This window comes from Variovorax sp. YR216 (assembly GCF_900107745.1).
GTDB lineage: Bacteria > Pseudomonadota > Gammaproteobacteria > Burkholderiales > Burkholderiaceae_C > Variovorax.
Window position 1 is genome coordinate 136,972 of record NZ_FNRO01000016.1, and the last position, 26,356, is coordinate 163,327.

17 protein-coding genes and 3 pseudogenes are annotated in these 26,356 nt (G+C 61.7%); 5 read left to right on the forward strand and 15 right to left on the reverse strand.

Features of this window, described 5'->3' with window-relative positions; all coding sequences use genetic code 11:
* Window positions 1-139: 139 nt before the first annotated feature.
* A pseudogene (locus BLW05_RS28280) lies at window positions 140-557 on the reverse strand (transposase); the annotation flags it as partial.
* Window positions 558-699: 142 nt separating this feature from the next.
* Between BLW05_RS28280 and BLW05_RS28285 the strand changes: the two are divergent.
* Window positions 700-1,782 carry a tyrosine-type recombinase/integrase gene (locus BLW05_RS28285; protein WP_093166923.1) on the forward strand — a complete coding sequence of 361 codons (1,083 nt, stop codon included), beginning with the start codon at window positions 700-702 and terminating at the stop codon, window positions 1,780-1,782.
* Window positions 1,783-1,955: 173 nt separating this feature from the next.
* On the opposite strand, the gene BLW05_RS28290 is transcribed toward BLW05_RS28285, so the two are convergent.
* The 6 genes from BLW05_RS28290 to BLW05_RS28315 form a co-directional block, all read right to left on the reverse strand.
* Window positions 1,956-6,563, reverse strand: a complete 4,608-nt coding sequence (locus BLW05_RS28290; RefSeq protein WP_093166900.1) for a hypothetical protein — start codon at window positions 6,561-6,563, stop codon at window positions 1,956-1,958.
* A 7-nt stretch (window positions 6,564-6,570) separates the two neighbouring features.
* Entirely contained in the window at window positions 6,571-7,602 is a 1,032-nt protein-coding gene (locus BLW05_RS28295; RefSeq protein WP_093166901.1) for an AAA family ATPase, read from the reverse strand.
* Between the two features lie 18 nt (window positions 7,603-7,620).
* On the reverse strand, window positions 7,621-8,940 hold the full coding sequence (locus tag BLW05_RS28300; RefSeq protein WP_093166902.1) for a toll/interleukin-1 receptor domain-containing protein: 1,320 nt from the start codon (window positions 8,938-8,940) through the stop codon (window positions 7,621-7,623).
* 440 nt (window positions 8,941-9,380) lie between these two features.
* Window positions 9,381-11,033 carry a serine protease gene (locus BLW05_RS35610; protein ID WP_143044946.1) on the reverse strand — a complete coding sequence of 551 codons (1,653 nt, stop codon included), beginning with the start codon at window positions 11,031-11,033 and terminating at the stop codon, window positions 9,381-9,383.
* The gene (locus BLW05_RS28310; RefSeq protein ID WP_093166903.1) at window positions 11,030-12,025 is read right to left on the reverse strand and encodes an esterase/lipase family protein; all 996 of its coding nucleotides are present in this window, start codon (window positions 12,023-12,025) and stop codon (window positions 11,030-11,032) included. The genes BLW05_RS35610 and BLW05_RS28310 overlap by 4 nt, the downstream gene beginning before the upstream one ends.
* A 14-nt stretch (window positions 12,026-12,039) precedes the next feature.
* Entirely contained in the window at window positions 12,040-13,890 is a 1,851-nt protein-coding gene (locus tag BLW05_RS28315; protein ID WP_093166904.1) for a toll/interleukin-1 receptor domain-containing protein, read from the reverse strand.
* Between the two features lie 840 nt (window positions 13,891-14,730).
* Here BLW05_RS28315 and BLW05_RS28320 point away from each other — a divergent pair.
* On the forward strand, window positions 14,731-15,153 hold the full coding sequence (locus BLW05_RS28320) for a TIR domain-containing protein (RefSeq protein WP_093166905.1): 423 nt from the start codon (window positions 14,731-14,733) through the stop codon (window positions 15,151-15,153).
* 221 nt (window positions 15,154-15,374) lie between these two features.
* On the opposite strand, the pseudogene BLW05_RS28325 reads toward BLW05_RS28320, so the two are convergent.
* A pseudogene (locus tag BLW05_RS28325) lies at window positions 15,375-15,814 on the reverse strand (transposase); the annotation flags it as partial.
* Here BLW05_RS28325 and BLW05_RS36130 point away from each other — a divergent pair.
* Entirely contained in the window at window positions 15,740-15,970 is a 231-nt protein-coding gene (locus BLW05_RS36130; RefSeq protein ID WP_177142835.1) for a hypothetical protein, read from the forward strand. The pseudogene BLW05_RS28325 and the gene BLW05_RS36130 sit on opposite strands and share 75 nt — an antisense overlap.
* A gap of 173 nt (window positions 15,971-16,143) precedes the next feature.
* Here BLW05_RS36130 and BLW05_RS28330 read toward each other — a convergent pair whose 3' ends face one another.
* From BLW05_RS28330 to BLW05_RS35615, 4 genes are all read right to left on the reverse strand, one after another.
* Window positions 16,144-16,974, reverse strand: coding sequence for a hypothetical protein (locus tag BLW05_RS28330; RefSeq protein ID WP_093166906.1), 831 nt, complete (start codon window positions 16,972-16,974; stop codon window positions 16,144-16,146).
* A 331-nt stretch (window positions 16,975-17,305) separates the two neighbouring features.
* Window positions 17,306-19,297: a hypothetical protein gene (locus tag BLW05_RS28335; protein ID WP_143044947.1), complete on the reverse strand. Its 1,992-nt coding sequence runs from the start codon at window positions 19,295-19,297 to the stop codon at window positions 17,306-17,308.
* 20 nt (window positions 19,298-19,317) lie between these two features.
* Window positions 19,318-20,640: an efflux RND transporter periplasmic adaptor subunit gene (locus tag BLW05_RS28340; protein ID WP_143044948.1), complete on the reverse strand. Its 1,323-nt coding sequence runs from the start codon at window positions 20,638-20,640 to the stop codon at window positions 19,318-19,320.
* Window positions 20,641-20,702: 62 nt separating this feature from the next.
* On the reverse strand, window positions 20,703-21,224 hold the full coding sequence (locus BLW05_RS35615) for a hypothetical protein (protein WP_143044949.1): 522 nt from the start codon (window positions 21,222-21,224) through the stop codon (window positions 20,703-20,705).
* 481 nt (window positions 21,225-21,705) lie between these two features.
* Here BLW05_RS35615 and BLW05_RS28345 point away from each other — a divergent pair, with 481 nt between their 5' ends.
* A complete protein-coding gene (locus tag BLW05_RS28345; protein ID WP_143044950.1) occupies window positions 21,706-23,013 on the forward strand; it encodes an IS66 family transposase in 1,308 nt (435 codons plus the stop codon).
* A gap of 34 nt (window positions 23,014-23,047) precedes the next feature.
* Window positions 23,048-23,569: a hypothetical protein gene (locus tag BLW05_RS28350; protein WP_093166910.1), complete on the forward strand. Its 522-nt coding sequence runs from the start codon at window positions 23,048-23,050 to the stop codon at window positions 23,567-23,569.
* Here the strand turns inward: BLW05_RS28350 and BLW05_RS28355 are convergent.
* From BLW05_RS28355 to BLW05_RS28365, 3 genes and pseudogenes are all read right to left on the reverse strand, one after another.
* Window positions 23,484-23,858: pseudogene (locus BLW05_RS28355) on the reverse strand (integrase core domain-containing protein); the annotation flags it as partial. The gene BLW05_RS28350 and the pseudogene BLW05_RS28355 sit on opposite strands and share 86 nt — an antisense overlap.
* A 9-nt stretch (window positions 23,859-23,867) precedes the next feature.
* The gene (locus BLW05_RS35620) at window positions 23,868-24,854 is read right to left on the reverse strand and encodes a Tim17/Tim22/Tim23/Pmp24 domain-containing protein (protein ID WP_143044951.1); all 987 of its coding nucleotides are present in this window, start codon (window positions 24,852-24,854) and stop codon (window positions 23,868-23,870) included.
* A gap of 472 nt (window positions 24,855-25,326) precedes the next feature.
* Window positions 25,327-25,857, reverse strand: coding sequence for an integrase core domain-containing protein (locus tag BLW05_RS28365; protein WP_093166912.1), 531 nt, complete (start codon window positions 25,855-25,857; stop codon window positions 25,327-25,329).
* Window positions 25,858-26,356: the final 499 nt, after the last annotated feature.

A 26,356-nucleotide genomic window follows, 5' to 3' on the forward strand; every position in this document is an offset into this window, starting at 1 on the left:
GATCCGCGGACGCGATTGAATGAACCCGACGATGACGATGCATCTGCTCCGCTCATTCGAGCAGGCTCGGCATCGTCTTGCCGAGCAGCGCCGCCGTATTGGGGGCCTTGCAAGCCCGAATCGGGCGTCGCAGACGCACTCACGCCTCGGCCTGCATCAACCGCCGCCGCGCCATCCACAGGTTCGACAGTGCAAACAGCGTGACGATCTGCGCCGTGTTCTTCGCCAGGCCTCGATAGCGAACCGTGTTGAAGCCGAACTGCCGTTTGATCACTCGGAACGGGTGTTCGACCTTGGCTCGGATGCCGGCCTTCATCTTCTCCACGCGCTCGGCCACGAACTCGGGCTCGATGAACGGGTTGAGCACCCTACGTTTTACGTTTGCCCGGACGCATTGCCACATGCCAGGTCGGTCCTGCGGCCTCCGCACGCTTGTGCACGCCCTGATAGCCCGAGTCGCCGAAGGCTGCGTGTTCCTCACCGTGCAGCAGCGACCCAGCGACGTTGATGTCACTGATGTTCGCCGCCGCACCCACCACCGTGTGCACCAGCCCCGATGTGGGCCTTCATTCCTAATGTGGCGCTCGTCCATATGTGGCGCCCGGCGGCATCCTCCTCGGGAGGTCGGTCGCTGAGCACCACATAGGTTTCAGCGCCGGCGTAGTGTCGGGCCCCCTCAGTTCACAAGGGGATCCGATCATGCTCGAGACTCTGTTTCGGAATTCGCGCGTTCTGGCCCGGCATCTCGATGGACCGGCAGCCGAGGAGCGAGACTGCTTTGTTGCACACTTCGCCGCGTCCGGTGCGACGAGGGACTCGGTTGCCAACCTGGCGAGCGAGCTCCTGGTCGTCGCGCAGCGCCTGGACGACAGCGGAACAAGGAACAGAACCCCCGAGGAGGTCGCCTCGGTTGCCGATCGTTGGGTCCGGCATCACCGACGACGCGGCCGCAGCATCTCACCCGATCGGCGCCAGAGATTCGTGCAGGTAGCCACCGACTGGCTACGATTCCTGGGGCGTCTTCAGTTGCCGCCTTCGAAGCCGGGGGCCGGCACTGATCTCGTGGACGAGTTTGCGCTGTACATGCAGCGAGAGCGTGGCCTGTCGCCGAAGACCGTCAACAACCGTTGCTGGCATGTTCGGGCATTTCTGACGTGGCTCGACGACCAACACAGTGGCGCCGGCATGGCTACCTTGGAGCATGTGGATGCGTTCCTGTCGATGCGAGGTGCACAGGGGTGGTGCCGGGCGTCCATCGCGACAGCAGCCACTGCATTGCGATCCTTCTACACGCACATGGCCGCAACGAGTCGTTGCGCGGAGAGCTTCGTCGCCGGCATCGAGGGGCCACGCCTGTTCAGGCAGGAGGCGCTGCCTGCCGGCCCGTGCTGGAACGACTTTCAGCGGCTCATCGCAAGCGCCGCCACGGATCGACCCCGGGATATTCGCGACCGAGTTGTTCTGATGCTCCTTCGAATCTATGGCCTGCGCAGCGGTGAGGTCGTCGCGCTAACTCTGGATGACATCGACTGGGAGCGCGACATCCTTCACGTCGCACGTCCCAAGCAGCGTTGCAAGCACGACTACCCGCTGGCCACCGAGGTCGGCAATGCGATCCTTCGCTACGTGCGCGAGGTGCGACCGCGCTGCGCATCCCGCAAGTTGTTCTTGACGACCGACAAGCCTTGGCCGATCCAGGCAATCACAGGCTATCACCAGGCAAGCGTTCTTGCCAGCCGGAAGCCCCGATCTTCATCCGTATGGCGGGTCGTGTCTGCGTAGTGCCGCACCGGAATACGGAGATCCTTTGCAGGACTGCCCCAAGCATCGCTGCGGATCATGTGAAGGCTGCAATCTCCGCCTTCTCCCTCTAGCCACGCGTACGAGGCCCCCCTCCCGGGTGCGACCCGGGTGAAGTAAAGTGACGGGGACGCTCTTCACCGCGGCGATAGCACTTATTTGGCGACCGTTGGTGACCCTGCCGGCGGCCCCACCGAAGCGAGCAACGCCTGAGCGAGCGGCAGGGCTTCCTGGAAGTTGCTCGCCAGTTTCTGCATCGATGAAGTACCGAAGTTGCGCTGCACGTCGCCCAGGTTCTGGGCATTGAGCGGCCGATTAGCTTTGGCGGCAGCCTGGCGGACGTAAGCCTCCAGTACTGCGCGCGCTTCTAAATCGCCCGCTGCCGCTTCGGGGTCCTGCACCAACCGGCCGCCGAATCCCGCGATGTCACCAAGGCGAAGGTAGTTGGCCCTACCAGTCATCGCGATGATGCCGCGCCCGCGAAAACGGGCGCCGTCGCCTAGCTCGGTGTTGCCCAGACTGCGGCCTAATCGCCCATCGGGTTCGTAGAGGTCAAAGGGCTGCCCGCCTGGACTTGTATTGAATCTGCTGGGCTGCTCCGTGCGCGGAGCGAATCCATCCGCCTCCGTTTTGGCGATAGCGAGCGCCAGAGCCAGCAGGTCCGTCTGACCCGCGAATCGCCGCGCAAAGTCCTCAGCGGCGGCCAGATTGAAGGAGACATTGCTGCCCCCGAAGTAGGCCTCAATGAGTGCATCTGACTTTGCCTGTGTCGGTCCCGCCGATGCTACCAAAGGAGCCCGCGTAAGCGGCGAATATTGCTGGGCCTGCTGCGGGTCTGTGGCGCTGCGTTGAGGTGGCCCCGGAGGCTTGGCGTCTTCGTCAGTGATGCAACCCGCCCTAAAATCCGGGCCGCGGTTGTAGACCATGAACACCACGTAGCGACTGTCATCCTGAAGTGAGGCGAGAAGCGACCTGAGCTTACGGCCGGGAACATCCACCTCGATGTCCAACGGTTCACCCGAGCGCCAACCGCGGTCCGCCCAGGCGCACTGGCCTGGCTGAAGGCCCTGCGCGGCCGGCACGCTGCCAGCCTCCCGCATTCTGAATCGAACCCTCTCAAAGCCCGCGCGAGCACCAGATCCAGGCAGGCTTACTTCGACGTTACCCCGACAGGTCATCGGGAAGAACTGTGCGTCGTTCGTGGCAACAGTGAGTTCCTGAGTGTCGGACGTGCCTTTTGACGGCACGCTCCGTTGCGCCACGACCTGCCCGCTGCAGAACCCGGGGTCTTTCTCACCGATGGCCCGACTGCTCAGGCCTGCCGACTGCAGCGCCAATCGCGCAACCCGTTCGTTCATCCCAAGCACATTAGGTGCGGAGACCGGCACTACCGCCCCGTTCACATCGACACCTGGAACCGCTGTGCGGCCCTCTCCTGCCGACGCACTGGCTGCTGTCGAAGCGGCGGGCTTGTTCAAGGAAGCCGGATTGGCATCGGCACCTGGGGCCGCCGTACGAGCCTCACCCGCTGGCGCACTGGGTTCCGTCGGAGAAACCAGCTTGCTCCAGGGAGCAGGATTGGATGACGTCAACTTCTCGCCAAGCACCAGGACCGCGCCGTCGGGAGCCACCCCCGCGACCTGCCGACCGTTGGGGCTGACGGCATTGACCACGCCAGAGTCGAACCCGATTTGCGCGATTGCCAAGGGATCACCGCCAGCAGCCGGCCAGACAACCACTTGGGCCGGATCGAACGCGATCACCTGACTGCCATCCGCGCTGAATTCGGCACCGCGCTCCAAGCCTCCGATGTCCGGCCACAATGCCCCATCGCCCGTGATCGGCAGCACACGCACGCCGCCATCTTCCAGGGTTGCAAGGACGGCATCCCCATCACCGCGAAAGCTCAGCGTCTTCACTTCCGCCTGAAGATCGTCAAAGCGAGTCAGGGGTCGACGACCACGCTCCTGCAGTACCAGTACCTGACGGCCTGCAGCCACCGCCACTCGGTCGTGGGCGCGGTCCAGCGCGATGGCACTGATCGGAGTTTTCGCGCCAAGGCGCATCCGACTGAGATCCAGCGGGCGCGCAGACTCCGAGGTCAGGAAAACTTCCTGCACGCCGCCGTCGGCCGTCGCGACGAGCCAGGATTGGCGAGCGAATCCCGCAGTCAGAACGGGCTTCACACCGACCACAGGCCATTCCGCTGTCTTGACAGCCTGTTGCGGCACGTTTGATTCGCCCGTCCGCAACAGCAGTCGCAGAGAAGCCGCGGCCTTCGCTTCGGCCAACCACTGTCCTTCAGCAGAGAGCGCGAGAGTTCCGACGTCATTGGGATAGCGGACGTTGTCGACCCATTGACCGCCCCGTGTGAACACAGAAACGCGAGTGCCTGCCAGGCTCACCTGGACGGCGACAAGCTTGCCGCCATCCAGGCTGAAAAACAGGTGACTCACACTCTCGCCTGACGGCCTACTCAGCTCAGCATTCAGTTTCCCATCATTTCCCAGCATGACCACTCGGCCGTCCGAGAAGCCCGCCGCTAGAAAGACGCCGTCCGGGCTAAACGCGAGAGCACTCACCCGGGTGTTGCCTGGCGCCAGATAGCGCCCGACCTCCGGAATCTCTGACACGGCGTGGGTGCCCAGCGCGCCGATGAGCTGTCGGCGCAGCGGCGGCAACTGAAGCGCAAGACCCGCGGCGGCCAGCATAAGGGCCACGGCCGGCACCCATGGGCGCAGCCCCAGCAATGGCAATCCTTCCCGAAAGACCTGCCGACGCATACGCTCGGGCACGAGTTGAATCAGTCGCTGCGCTATGCCTCGCTGGATGAACCCCAAAAACAGCACGTCCCGGCGCAATCTGCCGCTGCCGCGGGCCAGCCACGCGTCGGTGGAGAACCGACGCCACCATTGCGCCTGCCAGTGCTTCAGGCGGCTGAGCAAGCCAGGGGCCAAGGCGACCTCGGCCAGCGGCGTGGCGTCGGGCGCGAGGGGCTGCCCGAGGCTGGCCGCCTCCAGCCTGCGACGAAGCTCCGCAGCCACAGCATCCGCTTTGGAAAGGGCCAGCCGGTTGAGCAGTGCCTCGCGCATCCACTGAGGCCAGGCGCCTTCGCGAAACCAGGGCAGGGATGCCAGCGCGACTGCTCCCGTGACAACATCGTCGCGGGGCTCAAGGAACAGAGGCGCCAACATGAGCGTGACTGGCCATGAAGGCACGGGAAATGCGGCACAGCCGCAAAGCCACTGGAAGCGACGCTCGCCCAGATAGAGCTGCAACTCAAAAAGAAGGCCTTCGAGCTCTAGTGCAGGCGGCGCGTCGGCGCGTGTGGTCCACACCAGACCATGCTGCGCCAGTCTTGGCGGGTACGTGGTAGGCCAGTCGGGATCCAGCGTCAGCACTGCGCGCTGCGAGGTCAACCAGTCGGCGCTGCTGGCCAGTGCACTCAGTTGCAGTGGCAGCACCAAGACACCTAGCTGGTTGAGCGCCTGCTCAGCCGCGCCCCAGCCCGGGACGGGCTGCGGCGTGAAGAGCACGGTGGGGCCAAATGATGTTGGCAGCGCTCCCAGGCCCTCACGCAAGCCGCCCGTCAACGGGTCGATGAGTTGTGCTGCATCTGCAAAGACGAGCAGTCGCTCTCCCGCATGCCGCACGGCCAGTTCATCAAAGCGCATGCGCCGGTGCATCCTTGCGCGGCCCTGGCCCTCGACGCGCAGCGTGTGACAGGAGGACATGTCGCCATTGAAGCGCCACACGTGGACGGCGACGTTCTGTCGATCCAGGGCAGCAACGATGTCCTCGGCCACCTGGGCGAGTTGATCCTGCGGTCCCCGTCGGTCAATCATCACCAGGTATTCCGGGGTGCCACTGCGAGCCCGGTAGCGCGGTGCAAGAGCGCCGCCGCCGCGCACCGTCGCGGCAATGGTCTGCGGGAGGTCCAGTTCCAGCCGGCTGGTGCGGCGGGGCCGGCGCAGTTCGCGCGACACCTGCCGGAGCAGCGCGGGCACTCGGGGCAGCAACCGCGCGCCAGGGGCGAACAGTGTGCGCTGATCCAGATGTGCGTCGGTGTGCAGCGGTTGCAGCGCCAGGCGCCGCAGCATTAGCAGGCCGATCATGACCAGCAGGATCAGCATCGCCAGGCCCCCTGCGACGTTGAGCCAGAACGCAGCGCCCGCAGTTGTAGGGCGGCTGACCTCAGACACAGGCAGATGGCCCAGGGCGTCAGCCGGTTTGAGCGGGACCACGGCTTCGCGATCGACCGCGCCAAGGGAGTCAGGCGTGGGCGGTGGCGCAGGTGCTACGGACGCTCCCGTATCGACAATTGCAGGCTTGCACAGTCGCAGCGCCTCACAGTAGCGCCAGCTGCCCGCCGCTAGCCCGATGACCAGCAGCACGAGCAACGCGGCAAGGCTCCCCGCGATAAGCGGCGGCCAACGTTGCAGCACAGTGCGTGCATTTTCGTGACTGCCGCGTCCCGCACGCCTGGCGCGCCACAGCCCTGCGCCGCCCTGTCCCGCGGCTGGGGCCCAGCGCTTGAGCAGCTGGGAGAACAGTCGCTGCTGATCGGCCGAGCGGCACAGGATCGGTTGAAGGAGTGCCATGCGCTGCGCCGGCTCGGCCGGTAGCCGCCCCTCGCCGAGCAGCGCCAGCAGCAACTCGTTGGCGCGGATCAGTTCACGCAGGCCCAGCTGAAAGCCATTCCTGTTGAGATGGCCAAAAAAGGCGACCAGCAGGTCGCCTTCGCCCGCAGAGTGCGCCACCATGGCAGCGTCAGCCGCGGCCCTGCCAGGCCTCCAGGCGCTCAGTGACGGCGGCCATATCATCGCCCGTCTTGCAAAGGGACCCCAGGCAGGCGGAGGCGATCGCGCGCTGAGCCGCCAGCGTCCGGTCAGGCTGGGCGCCCTGACCCTTCATTACGTCCAGCCAGTTGAGCAGCTCCGCCGTCGACGGCTTCTTGCTCAGACCCATAGAGTCTTTACGCACGTCCTGGAAAAAGGCCACAGCATCGCGCAGCAGCGCGGGCCGCTCACGATAAGCGGGCAGCCGAGCGGCGGCGATGGCGGCCAGACGCTGGTCATCCGGCGGCTCGATGTGGTGAAACACGCAGCGGCGCAGGAAAGCGTCGGGCAGCTGCTTTTCTGAGTTGCTGGTGATCAGGACGATGGGCGCCTTACCCTCGGGCGTTGCGAGGTAGTCGTCGCCCAGCTCCCCAACCCGAAAGCGCTGGCGGTCGATCTCATTGAGCAGGTCGTTGGGAAAATCTCGTGGCGCCTTGTCGATCTCATCGATCAGCACCACCGAACGACGGCTGTACGAAGGCAGAACTTCGCCAGGGGGCAGCCAGGCGGCAGCCGTGTCGGCATCGTTGGCCAGCAGGATGGCCTTACCGAGTGCCTGGTAGCGCACGAAGCGACGGGGATCGAGTTCGCGCGCGCGCTGCGCCCTGCCCTCTTCGCCGGCAGCGGCCGGGACCTGAGCCAGAGAGAAGCGGCCAATGGCGTCGAAGGTGTAGAGCACATCCTGCGCAACACTGGAGGACTTTGTCTCGAACACGAGCGGCTCGCCAAGGCCGAACTCAGCGGCCACACGCCAGGCCAGCTGCGTCTTGCCCGTGCCAGGTTCCCCAGTGAGCAGCAGCGGCATGCCCAGATAGACCGCCACATCGACCGCATGGCGCAGCGAGGCGTCGGCCGAGTACTGTTCGGCTGAGCGCATCGCGTTGCGTTCGATCACCGGCAGCTTGGCATCCAGGTCAGTGACGGGCTCCAACGGCCCTTCGCCACGGAAAAGTTTCATTGCCATGGGTCATCTTCCTCCAGACTATTGCGCCGATGCCCGCCGCTGCAGCAGGGACTGTGCAATGGCGGCGAATTCACGCATCGACAACTCATCGGCCGCACCGGCAAACGCCTCGTCCAGCTGCGTGCGGTCGATGATGGCGAACTGCTGAACCTCGTCAAGGGTCGCCCAATCAATGACCGCCTGCCGTCCGAAGCGCTCCAAGGGCGAAGGCAGCCCAATGCAGGCATCGGCGCTATGCCAGGAGGCATCTGGCACAAGCTCCTTGAGCGCAGGGTCCTCGCTCCAGAGCATCGCGGCCAGTCGCACCTTGTCCAGGCGCCCGCTCAGCTTCGCCAGGCAGGCACCCAGCGCCTGCAAGGTGACGCGCACAAACTCCGTGGATCCTTTGGGGATTCCGGCAATGAACAGCCGGTTAGCCCCTTCGTCGCGCAATCGCTGCAGCAACTCGTCCTCACTGGCGTAGGGATCGCCCGTCACGCGCTCGACAACCTGTTCGAGAAACCAGCGCTGCAGGGCCGGGGCGTCGCGCAGGTTTGATTGCGGTGGCAGCCACTGCAGGCCGCTATGGCGCTGCAATTCAACGCCCGGCGTCAGGCGGGGTAGCAGTTTGCGCAGGTGTCGCTCATCAATGCGATTGATGAAATGGTCGGGGCAATCTGTCGCGGCGGCGCGCAGCACCACCACAAGCGGCCCGGTCTGAGCGCGCCAGCGCATGAGCAACTCGCGCACACCGCTCTCAGGCATCACCTGGTCGCACAGATAGGGCAGGAGAACCGGCACGGCGCTCTGAGCACGCCGGGGTGGCGCCGTCGTCGCAGGGTCGGCCAGGACCTCCGCTAGGGCATTGACGATGGCGAGCCAGACCCTGTCGCGCTCCGCCCCAGCACTGGCCGCCACCGCCGCGCCCCCGGCAGGCAATGCCTGGAACTCGCTCAGACACCTGCCACTGCCGTCGGGCAACAGCTTTCCTTTCCAGTCACAGTCGCGCAGCACGACGGGGACGATCCGGCACTGGTTGCTGCGCTGCCGGTTCAAGGCCATCAGGAGTTCGCGCTCGATGCAAAAGCGCGACGTGAGGCACTTCGGGGTCGCCATGAGCACAAAAAGCTCGCAACGACTGAGAGCCGACAGCAACTTGTCGTTCCAGACATCTCCCGCCTTGAGTTCCCTCGCGTCAAAGAAAAGTTCGAGTCGCTCGCGCTCCACCAGCGGCTGCAACTGCTCGATGAACGGCAAGACGTCCTGGACGTCCGCGTGCGCATACGAAATGAACAGAACGCCACGGACCTGGCCGGTTGCCTCCGAATGGGTGGGCGTGTGCAGTTTGACTTGCAGCATAGCAATCGAAGGATCATCACATATCGACCTGACGGGACCTCCTCAAATATGGGGAGCTCGCACTCAAAAACCTGACAAACCCTGTGTGAGCGGGGCGTCCTGCCTTGCCGCCACGGCCGCTACGTGATGGGTAGACCATCCCAATTGCTCCGGCCTATCGCTCGTGGACCTTGATCACATCAACGGGTACCCCCTCCAACTGCCAAGGCGCTACCGTGTCGGCCGTCCCGGCCCATGGCCGGACTGGCCATCTCAGACTGCCAGTACTTCGCGTTTCGTCCAGGGGACACGCATGGTCCATCGCTCGGCGCTGGACCTCGCGATTTTCCGCATCGGACAGGTCAGCAAGCATCTCTGGTGTTGGCGGTTCGCTTTGTAGCTGCGGTACACAGCCGATCCCCTTCGGCGCCTCGACCTCGTCAAGCAGCCTCTTTCAGGAGCTAGACATTCACCCCGGTCCCGCGGCGGATCGCTTGCAGCGTGATTCCTTCGTTGGCTTCATAGGTGCCGCTGCCCGCGAAGCGTGGGCAGGCTTGGGAACCGGCGTGATGCAGCGCAACCACCTCCCAGTCCTGGTTAAACACGGGGCTGCCGGAACTCCCGGGGTCCGTGGGCGTGCGGTAGTGCATTAGGCGCTCCTGCGGGCAGACGTCCATCAGGACGCTATCTTGCAGGGAGAACTGCATCTCGCCCGCTTGCGGATGGCCCACTACGAAGGCCTTTGTGTTGGGCGAAGGCAACGGAATGCTCGTAGCCACGGACAGGCCGCTGGCGTCCTTCGGGGTGCTGCGCAGCAGGCAAACGGTCACGTCCAGTTTGCCGGGGGCATCGGCCACGTTGCCGAGCTTGCCCGGCTCTGATGTGTACAAGACCTCCTGCACTCTGTGAGCCATGTCCACACCACTGGCAGCCTCGATCTCGAAGGTCACGCGCGCGTCCTCCCACTTCAGCGCCTTCGGGACGGTGTCGCTGATCACATGCGCGTTGGTGACGAACACCAGTGGATAGGGCTTTCCAAATGCGGCTCCCGGCATGAGGAATCCCGTCCCCATGCGCACGCCATTTGTGTTCGTCACGCACCCGATATTCGGGCTGATGGCCAGCATCTTTCGCACGTCGTCCACGGTGAAGGCCTTCTCACCGGAGAAGTTCTTCTCCAACTCGCCCGGGTTGTCTTGCAAGCGCTGCAACTGCCTGGCGTCCGCGGACCAACGGTGCTGGGTGCGCATCACATGGCGTTCGAAGATCTTCGCAAGACGGCCGGAGCAGAGAGACCCGTCGAGCGGATTTCCCTTCCACAATTCGCGCACCTGGCGGAAATAGCTTTCCACTTCGAAAGGACCTGCCCCTGGATGGCCAAGAAATCGATACAGCCACAACTCGGCCTTGTCGCACCACTCGTGGCCTGGGTCGATCCGGTTCAGCGCGAGGCATGCCTCGGATGCTGTTGCCAGCGGCCACGGGTCGACCGGATCGGACCGGGCCGCGCTGATTGCCTGCCCCAGCACCTCGTGCGCCAGCGCCGCGAGAGGCGGGCCAGGATGGTCGATCCCGAGGTCGTGCAGCCGCGTACGCAGCGCCAGCACGTTGACGCCGAGAAAGAAGCTTGGCTTGCTGCCCAACTGCTTCTGGTAGCACTCGGTCGCCTCAACAAGGAGATTGACATCCTCGGTGAGCACAGACTTTTGCTTGCGGATGCGCCCTCGCAACCCTTGGTAGTCCGCAGCCTGAACGATGAAGTCCAGGTCCTTGGGGCTGGCAGCGGCCGCCTTGTCGGCCTCGTCAAGAAGTTCGTCGGCGCGCTCGAACGCGCCGAGTTCCACCGCCGCCTGAGCCAACAGGCGCTGGATAAGGGCGTCACATCTGCGAGTGTCATGCCACGCCAGGCCCACCAGGTGCATATGGTCGAAGTGGCGGTGCCGCCGCAGTATGTCCATGACATTGCGGATGTCCTGCTTCGGCACCTGGTTGCCGGCCGGCGCCAGTTCGTCCGCGATGTGGTTCACGGCTTCGGCGAGGAGTTGCAAGGGCGGGTCCGGGTACTCGCGTCGCTTGAGCGCGGCTGCAAGTTCCTGCGCCGTGACCGGCTTCATTTGAGTTCCACGCCGACGGCTTGTGCGAACAACGCGCGAAACCTCTTGCCCGCGAAGTAATGCGTGATCGTGTGTCGCCAACTGCCCCAGTTGCTTTCCTTCACATCTTCCACCGCCCGGCCCTCGAACGGCGCGTAGTCGTTGAACCTCGGATCGGCGCCGCAAACCGGGTCCAGCGGGTCGTAGACGTTGACCCAGCGGCCAAGCAGCGGCGGGAAGTCGACCTTTTTCCTGTCTTTCGCAACGAGCTGCTCCTGGACCTCCGTCACACCGAGCGGCGAACCCAGCGTGAACAAGGTGTCCACCGGCGGGCAGCCGGGGCAATTGCGTAGGACGTCGTAGGCCACCATCGTGCCCATGCTGTGCGTCACCAGCACAAGTTTCTCGCCCTTTTCCGCTGCTTCGCGCAGCTTGGCCAGCAGGCGGTTGCGCAGCTCTTCGCGCACCTTGAACGCCTTGCCGTCCTGGGGCCGCACGTACTCCTTGTCGAACAGGAAGTAGTAGGCCTCCATTGCGGCTTTCTTGATGATGGCCTCCTTCACAGGCCGTGGCAGCCACGACGCGATCTCGAGCTGCGCCGGCTCCTGGGCCGCGGGCGACTCGTCGATGTCCGACGGCTCCGCCGGAGAGGGCGCCATCCGCATCTTGCGCTCGAACTCCTCGAGGAACTTCTTTTCCTCTAGGTTCGCGGGTGAGGGCTCGGCGAGATCACCGGCGACCATCTTCAGGTTTTCTTCTTTGACCACGGCGCTGCCCTCGGACTCGTAGTAGGAGTCGAAGGAGGTCTCGTAGTCTTCCGCATAGAACACATCGGCGTAGTAGTTGAAGACCGCCGGCACGCCCTTGGTATTGAGGTTGATCCCGGGGTTCTTTCCATCGAATGGCGCAGGCGCGCTGGAGCGCTCTAGGCCCCACCGCCAGATTTCCTCGAGTTTTTCGGGCGGCGGCTTCTTGGCCAGCCCGTGCACGAACACGACAGCGTACTTCCTCATGTTCCTGACTCCTGTCATTGATCCGAAAACAGCGACTGTGCCTCGCCGGCGAAGTCCCGGGGCGGCTCCTCGCCTGCCTTGGCCGCCTTCTCCGCGGCAAGCTTATGGTTCATGTCCGCCTTGTGGAAGCGTACGGATTTCCCTTTCTTACGAGCCTCGTCGAGCTCGTCCCGCGCAATCGCGCCACCGCCAATGCCGATCATCACGTCACAGGCACCAACCATGGCTTGCGATGTGGGGGAAAGGCGGCCGTTGCCTTGCTTGCCTCCCCAGGTGGTGTCCTCCACCACGATCACTACCTCGCATTCGGTGGAAAATTTCGCGCCTTCCGAGCGCGCCCGCGACGACACGATGCCCGCCGTGCGGAAGCCCTTCTGCAACGCGATGGGATAGACCATGCCGATGCCTTCGCGCGTGGCGCCGGCGCAGACGAGCGTGTCGGCAGGGTCGAAGCTCTCGAGTTCCTCGAGGATGAGGTTCCGGACTTCCGTTTCGTCCTCGTATCCCGTGCCGGAGAAGCCGGTGAAGGTCAGCACGCGCGCGCAGCCCTGCGAGCGAATTCCGTTGATTGCAGATGGAGCGTCCTCTGCATCCACTTCACGCCGAAAAGTGCCGAGCACCCGCGCGACTTGTTCGGGCGTGGCGCTCAGATGCTTCAGCAAGAGGCGGGCCTGCTTGCATGTCGAACGGTGGTCATCGATAGCTCCTGGCGCCATCGCGACCGCCTGTTCGTACCGGGTCGCCGCGAGGTCGAAGTTGCGCTGGATCAGCTGGGCTTCAGCGACCGTGGCCGTCCGCCAATAGTCCCCCGGCTTGGGCTCCGTGCCCACGAGTTGCTCCACTGCTTTGGCGAGCTGAATTCCTGCCTCGATCTCGTCGAGGAAGATGCTCTTGGCCGCCGCATTGATGCCAGGATAGTAGTCGCTCGGCGTCTTTGCGAAGCCCTCGGCATACAAGTCGCGCGAGCGGCGCAGCATCAGGCGGTCGCGAGAGACCTCATAGGCATCCATCCAGGTGCGTGCATAGATGCCGACCGTTTCCGGGTCGCGCTCACCGAGCTCGTACAGCTCCCCCAGCACGGCCTTCGCTTCCTTCCAATTGCGCGATCGCGCCAGCGCAAGCCCGGTGAGCTGACGCGGGCGGATGGCGGCCGGAAATGCGGCGCGCACGCCGTCCAGTTGGGCCAGAGCGGCCTTCGGCGAGCCAATGGAGATCAAGGCTTGTGCAGCAGCACAGGGAAGCACCGGGCTAGCCTGCCAGGCGAGGTCGTCCTTGCGGCTCTCGGCGAGGCGCACGATCTCCTCGGAGTCCTTCCCGGCAGCGTAGCTGCGGATACTTGCCAAGTCCTTCCTGGTCGTGTCGTCAATGCTTGCTGCCAACCTCACGGCCTCGGGTGGTAGCGGCTTGCCTTGCAAACCGTACAGCATGCGCAGCAGCGACGTGCCTCGCGGACCGTCCCGCTGATCGCTGGCATCGATCCAAAGGGCGCCTTGCACGAATGGCGGCATTGGAACGTCTTGCACGCGTACCGCCACGAATGAGAAATCACCGTTGGCGTGGCGCCCCTCGAACGAGTTGTACTCCTTCTTGCACCATGCAGAGTCAGCGCTGCGTGCGGACCACACCAGGATGCCGGACTGGCTGGCGTTCAGGTTCTCTCCGAGGGAAGAGGCCAGCCCCTCCCCCGCCACCAGCACGAACTGGTCCATGAACACCTGGTACTTCAGTTGAGTGAGGACGTCGTAGAGCGCCAGCACCCATTGTCGTTCCGTCGATCGATAGCTCAGGAAAACATGCCATTTCTGTCCCGATTCCAACGGCGGCGGCGGCGGGGCCAGCTTCAGCCATTCCTCCAGTTGACCCATGCGAATCTCCTCGCGAGTTGTGGCGGGTCACTATACCGGGGAGTGCCGGATGGATACACCTCTTGCATACACAATGAAGAGGATAAGGGCCCTACTGACACATCAGGTCCGCCATGTCAGGCAGGCCGTGCGGTAAAGCTTCACCGGGTGCTGTCGCGGTTCGATGTAGCGCTGACCACTGCACGCACTTGCAGGTCGCTGTCCCCAATGTGGACTACGCCATAGCACGATCTATGATGAAAGACTATAGGCTGGCCAATGCCCGAGGTGAACCGATGTAGATTCGAGCGGACAAAGCGAAACGGCGTTGGGCAATGAATATATATTCACATCAGAAGCGCAATAGCGTCCTCACATATGGTCGCCAGTGTCAATAGGGCCTCAGTGCGTGATGGGTGTGAATCGATCGGGTGATGCGACTCGAGCGTTGCAGCGACGATGAATCAAGCTCATATCCGCGGATTGGTTACCTGCAGTTCATCGATTCGTCGCGGGCCTGCCTCGCTCTAAGGTCGGGGGATCGGCTTGCGGTGCTGTTGTAACAGGCTCGAGGGTTGCCCTATCATTACTCGTGTCGCGTCGCCAGATCGATCCAGGAGGCGTTCGTTATTTAGGTCGCCTCCCCTTGCTCGCGCTGCGCCTGCATGCCCATGGCCCAGACGAAGCCGACCAGTTCCCTTGCGACCGCGATGCGGGCCTTGTTGGTGTGCAAGCCACGGCGCGGACCGAAGCATTGCCGGGCATTTTTCACGCCTGAGAGCGATTCTACTTCTGCAGTCTGAGTGCGACTGTGCAGTCACGTAAGCTCTCTGTCCGATTTGAACGAAGAGGCCCATCTTCATGCCAAGCCTGCGCAACTACGACCTATTCATCAGCCACGCTTGGCGTTACAACGAGGCCTACTATCGATTGGTCAACCTCCTGGATACAGCGCCTTATTTCCAGTACCGAAACTACTCAGTGCCAACGCACGACCCCCTTGTTGACCCCGATTCCAGAATCAGTGAGACCGCGCTGGCGAACAGCCTTGACCGACAGATACGCCCGGTGCAATGTGTCCTTGTCATCGCTGGCATGTACGCCGCACACCGCTTCTGGATCGACAAAGAGATCACCTTCGCGCAGATGTATAACAAGCCCATTGTCGGCCTCATTCCTTGGGGCCAGGAGCGGATCCCCATGTCCGTGCAGGTTGCGGCGCGTGAGATGGTGGGATGGAACACCGACTCGATCGTTGGCGCGATTCGCCGGTGTGCCCTCTAGACGGGCCTAAATTCCGCACATCGATCAAGCCAATAACTCTCAACTAACGCGCCTCGGCGCATCGTTGGGGGATTGGGGGTGATCTTGGTTTTCGTGCATGTATGGACCCGACGCCTTTTGCAAGCTCTTTCGATGATGGGAAACGGTCTGCACGCATGTATACGGCTTGCATGTGGGCGATGTCGCAGGCTCGATGAGATCCGCCCGTGATGCCGCGTTCGCCCGAGCAAACCCCGACCGTGGTTGATGAGAGCGGCGCGCTGGTGGACCAGCAATTCGCGCACGCGGTGCGCAGCCGTCATGTCTTGCTGGTCGACCGGTCGACCGACTTCACGGTCACGAAGTTCATCGTCCGGCGGCTGGCGGCCTCGACGATGCCCTGCGCATCGTTGCAGTCGTTCTTGTTGGTTTTGACGAAGGGCGAGACGTACTGCGGGCTGATCAGCCTGACCTCAATGTCCATGGCGAGAAAGCATCTGGCCCAATGGTGTGCCGAGCTGCACGCCTCCATCGCCACGACACGCGGGCGCAACGAGCGACGGCCTCCACGAGGCCATCGCGCGTGACCTTGGAGCGATTGCACGGCATGACCGCCGCGATCCGCACCATGAAGCTGAAACACGCGCTTAGCCAAGTCAATGCCCAGAATGTCGATTTCCATCGCAGACCTCCGCGCCAAACGATTGATGAGTCGCTCAGTTTCATCGCGGGGTGGCGCCGGGTCCATCTCGGCAAAAAAGTGCGCTTTGGTCGTTGCGCGACAAGGGCTTACGGAATGCGTTCGGCGCGCAAAAGTCGTCCTGACGATCGCAGGTGATCCGCCTCTATGCCCCAAACGGTACGACTGTGGCTATCCCGCCGATTCGCTAAGAGGTTGAGCGTATAGAGGAGTCATCGACGACCGAAATGTCGGGTCCGTCGAGCGGATGTGGAACCGATGGAATCGTTGATACGGACGTGAATCCCCGAGGTGGCGCTCCGTAAACCGCGTCAAACGTGTCCCATATGAGCGTCGCCACCGCCCGATAATCGAGGTCTCCAGACGCACCGACGTCCTTCCACCATTCGCTCAGCTTCCATCCGAGCAACCAGCCTCCTGTGCTCGGCCCTTCGGGCGGCATTGTTCCATCCTAGCTGCCGGAGCTTCCCGATGGTCTGCTCCAGCTTCGCGCGGCTCCGCGTGCGCTTGTTCCAAACCAATCTGCACCATACTTTGCGCTGCGGGAACAGTTCAATTGCACCGTCGACGTCGAAGGGATTGCCGGTATCGTTGCTGACTATCAACAGGTGGGATTTCGGGTCCGGATCGTCCCCGACGTAGTCGCGGCATGCCTGCTCTATCCGATCCACGTTGACTCCCTGATCCGGATCGAGAGCGAGGCCACCGCCCGGATGCTTCATGTCGGCAATCAGCTCCGCCGCCGTACCACCTTCGGTGAACGGGATCGTGAACTCCGATGCGTTTCGCTCACGTCGTGTGTCGCGTGCGGGCAGCGTCACTTCGTGTCGTGCCTTCGTGACGGTCAAGTAACCGATGGCGACGAGTGCGCCCTCGTACCCGAATTGCCAGAAATTCCCGATCGTCGTTCGGTATTCGGTTATCGGGGTTGTGAGTCGCTCTCGGCGACAGATCCGAGGCTTGTCGCTCCCGACCCCGAGCCATTCCCACGCGATGATCGAGGCCGCCGGAGGTGTATCTCGCCAGTTGTGAACGAACAGCGTCGCGTTCCACGAATCGCGCGGCCGCGGCAGGTGGCCGACGGATGCGACGCAGGCAAGAACGGCATCCTTGCTGGGGTCGACCTGTACCCGCTCTCCCACGGCAATCGCAGGGACGCGCTCATGCCCTTCCGCCAGGTCGACTTGGCAGGCAAGAGATGCGAACCGTCAGTTTGGACACCGAAATCAAATCGACCCCTACGAGGCGAGTTCGTGGGAACACACCGGCGCGTCACGCCGGGCGATTTCTTCGCTCATCACAGCGCCGTGGGAGGAGGCAAGCCCTGCTCCTCGCGGGAGCGTTCCAGCGCCAGGCACGGCGTTCGGATGCGGCACGCCGTGCTTGAGCGCTTCGCCGATGGCCATCTGCAGGGCGGTGGCACCAGAGCGATCGAGCAGGTGCGTGCACCTGCACAGCTTCGATGACGGACCCTCATGGCGTAAGGAACAAACGCCACGTCGCGGGTATTTCGTAAGTGACATAGTGTGTCGTTGCTGGATAGCCTTTCACCAGGTGCGCGTCCAAGGCCGCGTTTGTCGTACTCTCGAAGAAGAGGCCCTGCCAGCCCGCAAGGCCGCGAAAATCCGGGCTACTGACAAAGCGCCCGCGCGCATCACGGGACTGTCCTATTGAGGCTAGCAATTCGGTCCTCTCTCCTACTTCGCCTAGCGCCCTCTCGACTGCCTTGCCAAAAAACTTCCGTGAAAGGGAATCGAGATCCTGCCAATCGCCTACGGCCGCAGCGTTTTGGGCTTTGATCAGGGCGTCTTGCTCACGTGGCGACAAGAAACGGCCGACCGACTGCGGGTTCTGTGCGAACTTGTCAACGATATTGGTCTGCGCGGCTTGAAACGCTTCTGGCGGCGAAAGAGTCGGCTCGAAGTCCGGGTTTATAATTGTGAGGCGATTACCGGGCCCGAGAACGCTCGATCTTCCTGCACCCAGCTCGGTGAACTCCGCACTCGATGCGCCACCGATAGACGCAATTCGTCCTGCGCCCAGCTCGTTGATCTCAAAACTCGATGCGCGACTGATAGACGTTATTTCTGAACTAGATCCTGCAATCGTCATTTCGTCTCGTAGAGCGGCGACCATCTGCTCCGCCCTGGTCCCTTGACTCCATTCGCTACTGATAAACGCGATTCGTGGGCGTATCTCCGAAGCCTGCGTTGCCATTTCCTCAGCTGGTGCAACGATTGATTGCACTTCGGCGAGCTGCGTTGCTACGGACAGCTCGGGTCGCGTGGCTGCGGCTTCCGCATTTAAGTTACGAACAGCGAGTCCACCCAATTCGCCAAACTCGGCTGTTGTGGCACTGAGCCCGAGGGAGAATCCCCCGTCAAAAAAGCCTGCGCCGAGGGGAGCCGCGGTGCCCAATGCTGGTCGTAAAGCGTCTGTGAAGATGTACTCCGCGAGGGATTGGGCGTCCTGTCCAAAGATGGTCCTGCCGCCGGCGATTAGTTGGTCCAGCCCGTGAGCTACCATTGCAACGCCAAGCCCTGCGCCGAGTCCTTCGGTTCCGGCCGTGACCGTCACGCCCTCGACCATTTCAACTACTCCCCCGATTGCTCGCGCGGCGCCAAGGATCGGCCCTAATACCTGCCCTAATGCCTTCCCTGTCGCTTCTAGGCCTGCTGCATCAGCGTAGCTGAGCAGGTCGATTGCGGTGGATGTTGTCCCCACCACGGAGCGGAAGCCGCTGCTTACATCCTCTAGGATGGAGGAAAACGTATCGTTAAGGAACTCATCAAGGCCTCGTCCTGGTAAAGGAGTCTCCGGAACCTGATTGAAAATGTCGAGGACCAGGTTCTGAACGGATTGAGGCACGCCGGTGAGATCGATCGCGGGTTGGTTATAGAAATCCAGGAACGCGTGGCGCGTGGACTCCGTCACAGCGTCGGGCTGTGAATAGACAGCCTTGATGCGATCGTAGATCGAAGCATCACGCTCTGACAGGGGTTCTCCAGTATATGGGTCGGTGGCTGGTGCGCCCGTGAACGGATTGATGTTTGATGCACCATTGAAGGCGTTTGAACCGCACTGAATGGGGGCGCCTGCGTCTTCAGGACGGGGCCCCTGAACGCCTGCTTGTTCCGACGCCGCTCCTTCCGTGGGCTGCGGCACAGGACCGGCAGCGGGCGCATCTAGAACGTCGAGATAGGTGGGATCAGAGTTCACGGGCTCGCCGGAATCAAGCAAGGTTGCGTCTGCGCGCACTACATGCTGACCGGAACTCGACGCCGTCCAATAGGTCAATGCGTGGCCATCGCTGTCAGCCTCCAATGGACCCAGCTTGACGTTATCGACGTGAATCCAGACATGCGCCCCTGCGGGCGGTGCAGGTGTCAAAGTCGCCCAGATCGTAACCACGCCACCGACATAGGGGGTTTCCGGCCACCACGTAACTTCGACGTCTGTTGCCATGACTCTGCTCTCGGGTCATGTCACGTGGTTACGTTGACTCTCGTGTTGTCGAAGTCAAAATTGTAGTTAATTGGGAACAGAGGCTGATCCCCGTTTCGATTGCTGCAGAGGATCAGTAGGTCCCAAAGCTCATTTTCAGAATCATGGCCGCGCACCGCTGCAACCTTGCCGGAGACAGTCCTTGTCTCCGTTGTGTCGAACAGGTTGGTGGAGACAGAGATGCTTTGCCCGATCTGAAGGAGACCCCGACATTTCAATGTTCCAACCAGGTATATCTCAGCATCGTTCTCGATACGAACCACGGGCTGCGCCGCGCGCACAGAATCGCCAATGTTTCGGAAAACGCCCGTCACGACCCCATCGATCGGTGACACTAACAATGTGTCGATATACGCGACCTGAAGTCTCTTTATGTCAAGGTCGATCGCCGCGAGATCGTTTGCAAGATAACGAGGGGTCAAGCCAACTGGGTGGAGCTCCTCCGCACCACGTTCCAACTGACTACCGCATGCGTAGTTCGTAGTCGACACGGCAGATAGTTGCTCATCGAGAAGGCTGATCTGTGCGCGCTCTAGTTGCGCATCATTCTCTAGCCTGGGGACCCTATAGTCATAACCTCTAGTGGATGAGCTATTGGTACCGGTCGTGACCAATTGATCGGTGAGCCAGCTTTGAACCGTGGTCTTTGGATCTTGAAACTCTGTTTTCACCTTATAAGAGCTTGTTGAACCGCCCGTGACGCTTTGCTTTACGACGCCAGGTTCTTTGAAGTCGGCGGCGTACTCCAAGTCCAATCGATCGTGTTGGACTTGCGAAGTGTTTGCAAGTTTTTTCAGGCGGTTGATCTTTGAGTTCGGATCAGTTCGATCATAAGCCAGCTTGGTTGCCTCATAAACGGAATTCTCATATTTCTGAACCCAGATGTTCTCTCGCTGTCCCACCGCTTTATCAAGTGCTGCCTTGATGTGCTCGGCGCGTAATTCAAATAATATGCTCTCGCTCATTTCCTCCCGTATTGACTTGGAGTCGTACCTCAATCGACCCCAACCTAACGGCTGAAGCTTGGCGGAGAGAGGTACTTCTCTTAATGGCTTGCCAGGTCCCTGACTCTCGAATCTAGTCGGCGACTGCACCGTGCCGAGCAATGCATAAAATTTGGCCAGATCGAAGGCCTTGACTGATTTCCCGAGTAGATGGATGTCGTTCTGGGTCGCTCCGGTCGCTTCGCGCTGCCCCTGATCGGCCTGTCGCCAAACGCCGGCAAGAATACCGTCGACCGGAAAGCACAGGTCCACAGACCGAACCGGGCGGACTCGTAGATTGATGGCTTTTGCAGGAATCATTTCGTGTCTCCCGCCGGTTGTCGGCGTTTAAGAGGAACGGAAATAGCAAGCCGCGCGAAACGTTATGTCGATGGACCGATTTGCGGGACCAATATCGCACACGAAACATTTGAATCCGTGTCGCAGGTTGCAAAAACGCCCCGCAGTCCGAGCAGCGGAATCGCATAGCACTCGCCCGCTTGTAGTGTACCGACTAGCTTCTTTTCGCCATCGGTCGTTTCGCTGTGTATTTCGATAGGATCACCAGCAGCATCATTGCGCAGCGAGAGTATCAACGGCCAGTTGAGATTCAGCGCAATTCCACTCGATCCCCAAAGATATAGTGGCGGAGCTGTACCGCGCACTTTAACGTCATAGCCGTACATAGATTTCTCCGAGATCGGCAAATGAATCTGCCCAGGCCGGTCCAGACTAACCGGCAAATCTGGCTTATAGGCGATCCGCATGTGTCGAGCGACGGCGGTCGCCAAGGTGGCTGGTTCGTATTCACCAAGGGCAATGTGCGCTGTGTTGCGGACTATGTCGTCATCAGTTTGGAGTACGAGTACTCCTGTGGCACCCTGGGCAATGTGCAGATCGCGCACGCTCTCTGGGAACGCCTGCAGGGCAAGCTCGTATGCTTGCCACGAGTTCGGGTTCCGCGGGCACTTTGCGCGCGTCCAGCAGCCAACCGACTCGCGGTCGGCGCGCCTCGTCTCGGTACTCGATCGGGTACGTGTCGCTCATTGGCCACCTCTAGACCCGCCATTTCCTGAGGCGTGACCAATGACCAGGCGCCGCGCCTCCAGGATCTGGCGAACGTTCGCGATACGTCGTCGCGTCGCGTGTAGAAACCTGGGTCGGATCCCAGCGCCACGATGCGAGAGAGCAGCGGATCAGGACTGGGGCGCCTGCAACTCCTCGCGTCGTTCCAGCGAGAAGCTCGAGCATGCACAACTCGAGCTCGTGGGCGGCCAGGGCTAGGCCACACCGCCGGTCGTTGAGCCGCCCGCTGCTGCCGATTCGGGTGACGGATTGAAGTCCAACGTGACATCGCTCGCGAACGAGCGAAAGAAGCGTGAGCCCATGACAAGACCGGGGCTGCGCGAGTTGTCTGCGCACCTGCCGCGACGCACCATCGTTCACACACCGCACGGCGGATGCGGCTGTACGGCCTGTGGCGCGGGCCTTCGGGAGATTGGTCAAGACGTCTCGGAGGTTCTGGACTACGAGCCGGGCACCTGCCATGTGGTGCGCCACGTGCGCCCGAAGCTGGCCTGCGCAGGGTGCAAGACGATCACGCAGGCGCTGGCACCGTCGCGGCCAGTAGATCGGTGCATGGCCGGCGGGGGTCTGCTCACGCACATCGCGGTGAGCAAGTTCGCCGATCATGTTCCGCTGTACCGGCTGTGCCAGATCTACGGCCGTGACGGTGTCGAGATGAGCCGCTCGACCATCACCGACATGATCGGCAATTGCGCCCTGTTGTTGACGCCGCTGGCCGAAGCCATCGGGCGTCATGTGCTGAAGGCCGACAAGGTCCACGGCGACGACACACCGATCCGTGCGTTGGGTGGCAAGGGCGAGAAGGCGCACACGGGTCGGCTGTGGGTCTACGTTCGCGATGACCGCCCCAGCGGCGACAAGGCGCCGCCGGCGGTGTGGTTCCAGTACTCGGCCGATCGCAAGGGCGAGCACCCGGCGCGGCACCTGAAGAACTTCAGCGGCATCCTGCAAGCCGATGCGTACTCCGGGTACAACGCGATCTACAAAGATGGTCGGATCCTAGAGGCTGGGTGTTGGAGCCACGCGCGTCGAAAGCTGTGGGACATCCACGTCAAACAGAAGCGCCTGCCCGGGACGCTGGCGCACGAGGGCTTGGTGCGGATCGGCGAGGTGTTCAAGGTCGAGGCAGAAGTGAACGGCCGATCGGCGCTACGGCGAAGGCGAATGCGCCAGGCCCGCACGGCGCCGGTGTTGAAGGAATTGAAGTCCTGGATGAACGAGACCTTGGCACAGGTGTCGGCGAAGTCGCCGATGGCCTTGGCGATCGGCTATTCCTTGAGCAACTGGACAGCGCTGACGAACTTCGTCAATGACGGACGCATCGACGCGCACAACAATACGGCCGAGCGCGCCCTGCGCGGCGTTGCGATCGGAAGAAAAAACTACTTGCACGTCGGATCGGACGCAGGCGGTCACACGGCAGCGGTGATGTACACGCTTCTGGGCACGTGCAGGCTGAACCAGATCAACCCGCAGCGCTACCTGCGCCATGTCCTGGAGCGCATCGCGGACCACCCAATCAACCGCATCGACGAGTTGCTGCCGTGGGCGGTCGCCGCGAAGTGGGAGGATGACGCCGACGAAAAGGACACACTGCTGGCCGCCTGAGCACAAGCCCGGCGGGCATCGGCAGAATGTTCTGATGCGCATCAAACTGATCGAAGATCTTCCAATGGCGACCAGCGCCGAGCTGTACCAGCTCAGTTGGGTCATCGAGCAACTGTTGGCGGACCCTCGGCGCATCGTCCAGGTGCGGGCGCAGTTGCATACCGGCCAACAGGTCCAGTACCTCAGTTGGGGGGACGGGAAGTTGCGCTCGGCACGAGTCGTCGGAATGCACGGCGACCACGTGGCCATACAGGATGCGGCCAACAGCAAGGCCTTCAAAGTGCACTACGCGGCGATCCTCACCGAGCCGGCCGCGGCGTCGACCGAAAGTGGGCCGACACCCGCTGATGTCGAGCTCACCAAGCCGGCTCCGCCGCCGGAGGTCGCCGGTCGCGCCGACTTCCGCGTGGGCAACCGGGTGACCTTCATCGACAAGAATTTGCAGCACCGCGTCGGCCTGATCGTGCGCATCAACCAACACACCGCCACGCTCGACTGCGAAGGTCAGAAGTGGCGCGTCGCCTTCGAACTGCTCCGACATCTCCTTGACGTCTGATCCACGAGGTCGCGAGCAACGGTGCTCGTCGGACTATTACGTTGTACCAGCCCTCGATGTAGGTGAACAGCGCCTGCCGGGCCTCGGCCTTGGTCTGCCAACTGCGCCGGTCGATCAGTTCGCATTCCAGCGTGGCGAAAAAGCTTTCGGCCATCGCGTTGTCGTAGGCATCGCCGACGGTGCCCATCGACGGGCGCACCCCCATCTTCCGGCACCGTTCGCCGAAGGCGATGCTGGTGTATTGGCCGCCTTGGTCGCTGTGGTGGATCACGCCGCCCGGCTTGCGCTGTTGGCTAGGTCAGCTCTTCCTAGCGTTACTCAGACGCGAAAAATAGTCTTCAATGCTCTGGCGCCACCTAGGGAAAAGGGCGCCCGTGGGTTGTCCTGTATCTTTAAATAAAACAGCAAAATTGTGCTTGCCGCCTGGGTTATCAAACCGGAGGTAAGGTAAGTAAGATGTCGCGACACCCCACCCAAGTCGATTCGAACGAGCATGAGGTACAACTAGCATGGCAAGGAAGGTGTGCGGAAAGCGCGAGGGATAGATTGTCAAGAGCGACTCTGCCCCTAGCCTCCTTTTCCCTGCCTTAGCGCCCAACGTTTTAAGTGCCTCAAGGCTGGAATCAATGTTCCTCATGATGTCATTGATTTCAAAACCAACTAGAGCCTTCGAGTATGCAGCCCCTGTAGGGCCAGATTGAGCAATTTTGTCTAGCTCGAGATATGCGATCGAAACTCGTGCACCCGCTACGAGGACATTTTCGATATCCGAGCGCCATCTCTCAGTACCTTGCGGATTGATGCAGACGATATAAACACAATCTGCGACCCCTAGCTTGCCAAGCTCATTCGTAACGAAAGGCGATCTCGAAATTGCATTCCAATCACCGATGTCTCGGATGCCCAACGACTCTGCATGTTCAAATAGCTCAAAGCGCGCAGGATCCGCTTGCGCAACTGAACTATCAACAATCCTATCTACCAGCGTTTCTGCAATACTGTGGGATAACTGATCAACAAATCGGTGGTCGCCATCCAAGGCGGGGTGAAAATGGTGAATTTTGGTATGGAGCAAATAAAAGGGAGGCTTCGTTCCAGCGATTGCTATGGGAAGCGTCCCGCGCGCACGAGTCGCATGGCGAATACCGAGCTCCCAGATGACGTCGCTTCGTAGATCGGTTATGTCGGCTATTAGAATGTCGGCATCCAGAATCTTCGGAATAATTTTTGTCGGAATGTTTCCGGAAACCATTAAATTCACCCAGTGGGTTGCCGTTATGTTCATTCCGGAAATTTCGCAGGCCTTTGTGCATGCAGGAATGACGAGCTTAGCGAACACCTGCTCCGGAGTGGTAAGATTTGGATGTCTAGGCCTGGCCCTATATTTAAAAGGCGAAATCACAAAACATGTTTTTGAAACCGCGGTCATAGTCTTTTACGGCTCCGTATTTGGCTGATCAGCCCATTTGTGAAGGCCACCTGCAGGATGGCGGAGGACTTGTTCAGCATTGCCCTAGATCCTCAATGCGGACTCTGCCAGCGCAGTCGATCACCTCAATTTCACTATCAGCCAAATACTGGCTTAACCGCTGCTCTGCAAATGCAAGTGGGTTTTCATCTCCGAAGAGGCTCTTCAGCGCCGAGTCCCGACTCGCAGAGGCGACCTGGCAAATCAGTCCCATACCGCGCAGGTCTGCCCGTAGTTTTCTTGATCTCCTGCTCTCCTGCCGCTTCCCTCGCTGCGTGTTGTTTACACTTCACGTGTGACCACATCTGTCAGCACCATCCTGACATCGGTGCCCTTGAACTGACGTAGCCGCACTGCGCTGCCCCCGGGTTTCGTAGCATTCCAATCTAGAGCCCAGGGGGGTGCATCGTAGTGGATGCGGCTGTTTGCGCGTTGCTGCCAGCTCGCTCGCAGCAACGCGCGGCGAACACGGCCGGCGGCACGTACCCGAGGGTGCTGTGCGGCCGGTGATGGTTTTGTAGTCCTGACGCCTGCTATCGATGACGCTGCGCACGTGCCTCAGTCTGGCGAACCAGTGCTGCGACAGGCACTCATCGCGGAATCGGCTGTTGAAGCTCTCGATGTAGGCGTTCTGCACGGGTTTGCCTGGCTGGATGAATCGAAGCTCCACGCCATTCTTTGCCGCCCAGGCCTGCATCGTGCGCCCGGCAAACTCCGGGCCGTTGTCGGTGCGAATCACCTTGGGCAGCCCACGCTCGGCCTTGACCTGGTCGAGCACGCACGTGACGTACAGCGCCGGGATCGAGGCTCGACGTACCACTCGATGAAAGCGATCGAGAGGTTCTCAAGGGACGCCTCGAAGTAGCCGCTCAGCGACCAGAGGCGCCACGGGGGGCAGAGACCGAAAGGAAGCTCGCGAATAGCCAGCTGCGCGCTGTCGTGCATCAATCCATTGACGAGCAGACCCGAAATGATCTGCTTGCCTAAGCCACGGCCGCGGCGCGCTCGGATTTGACACCGCTACGCGTGATTGGGTTGCTCGTGGCGACTGGGCATGCAGCAGACGTCGAGCGCCTCATACCGCCTAGGGAGATGCTGATCAATGAACGACGTCGTCGGATCTGAGGACATCACGACGCGATGTGGTCGCGATTCCGGTCGACGTCGCGCCGTGAGGTCTGCCCGCCGGGCGCTTTGCGCCTCTTTCGAGGCCACTTTCGGTGCTCAAGACGCACCTCGGCCATGAGCGATCAGCAACGAACTCTTGGCGATGACCAGATTGGCCAATCCGAACAGGCTGAACAGCTGTGCCTGGTTCT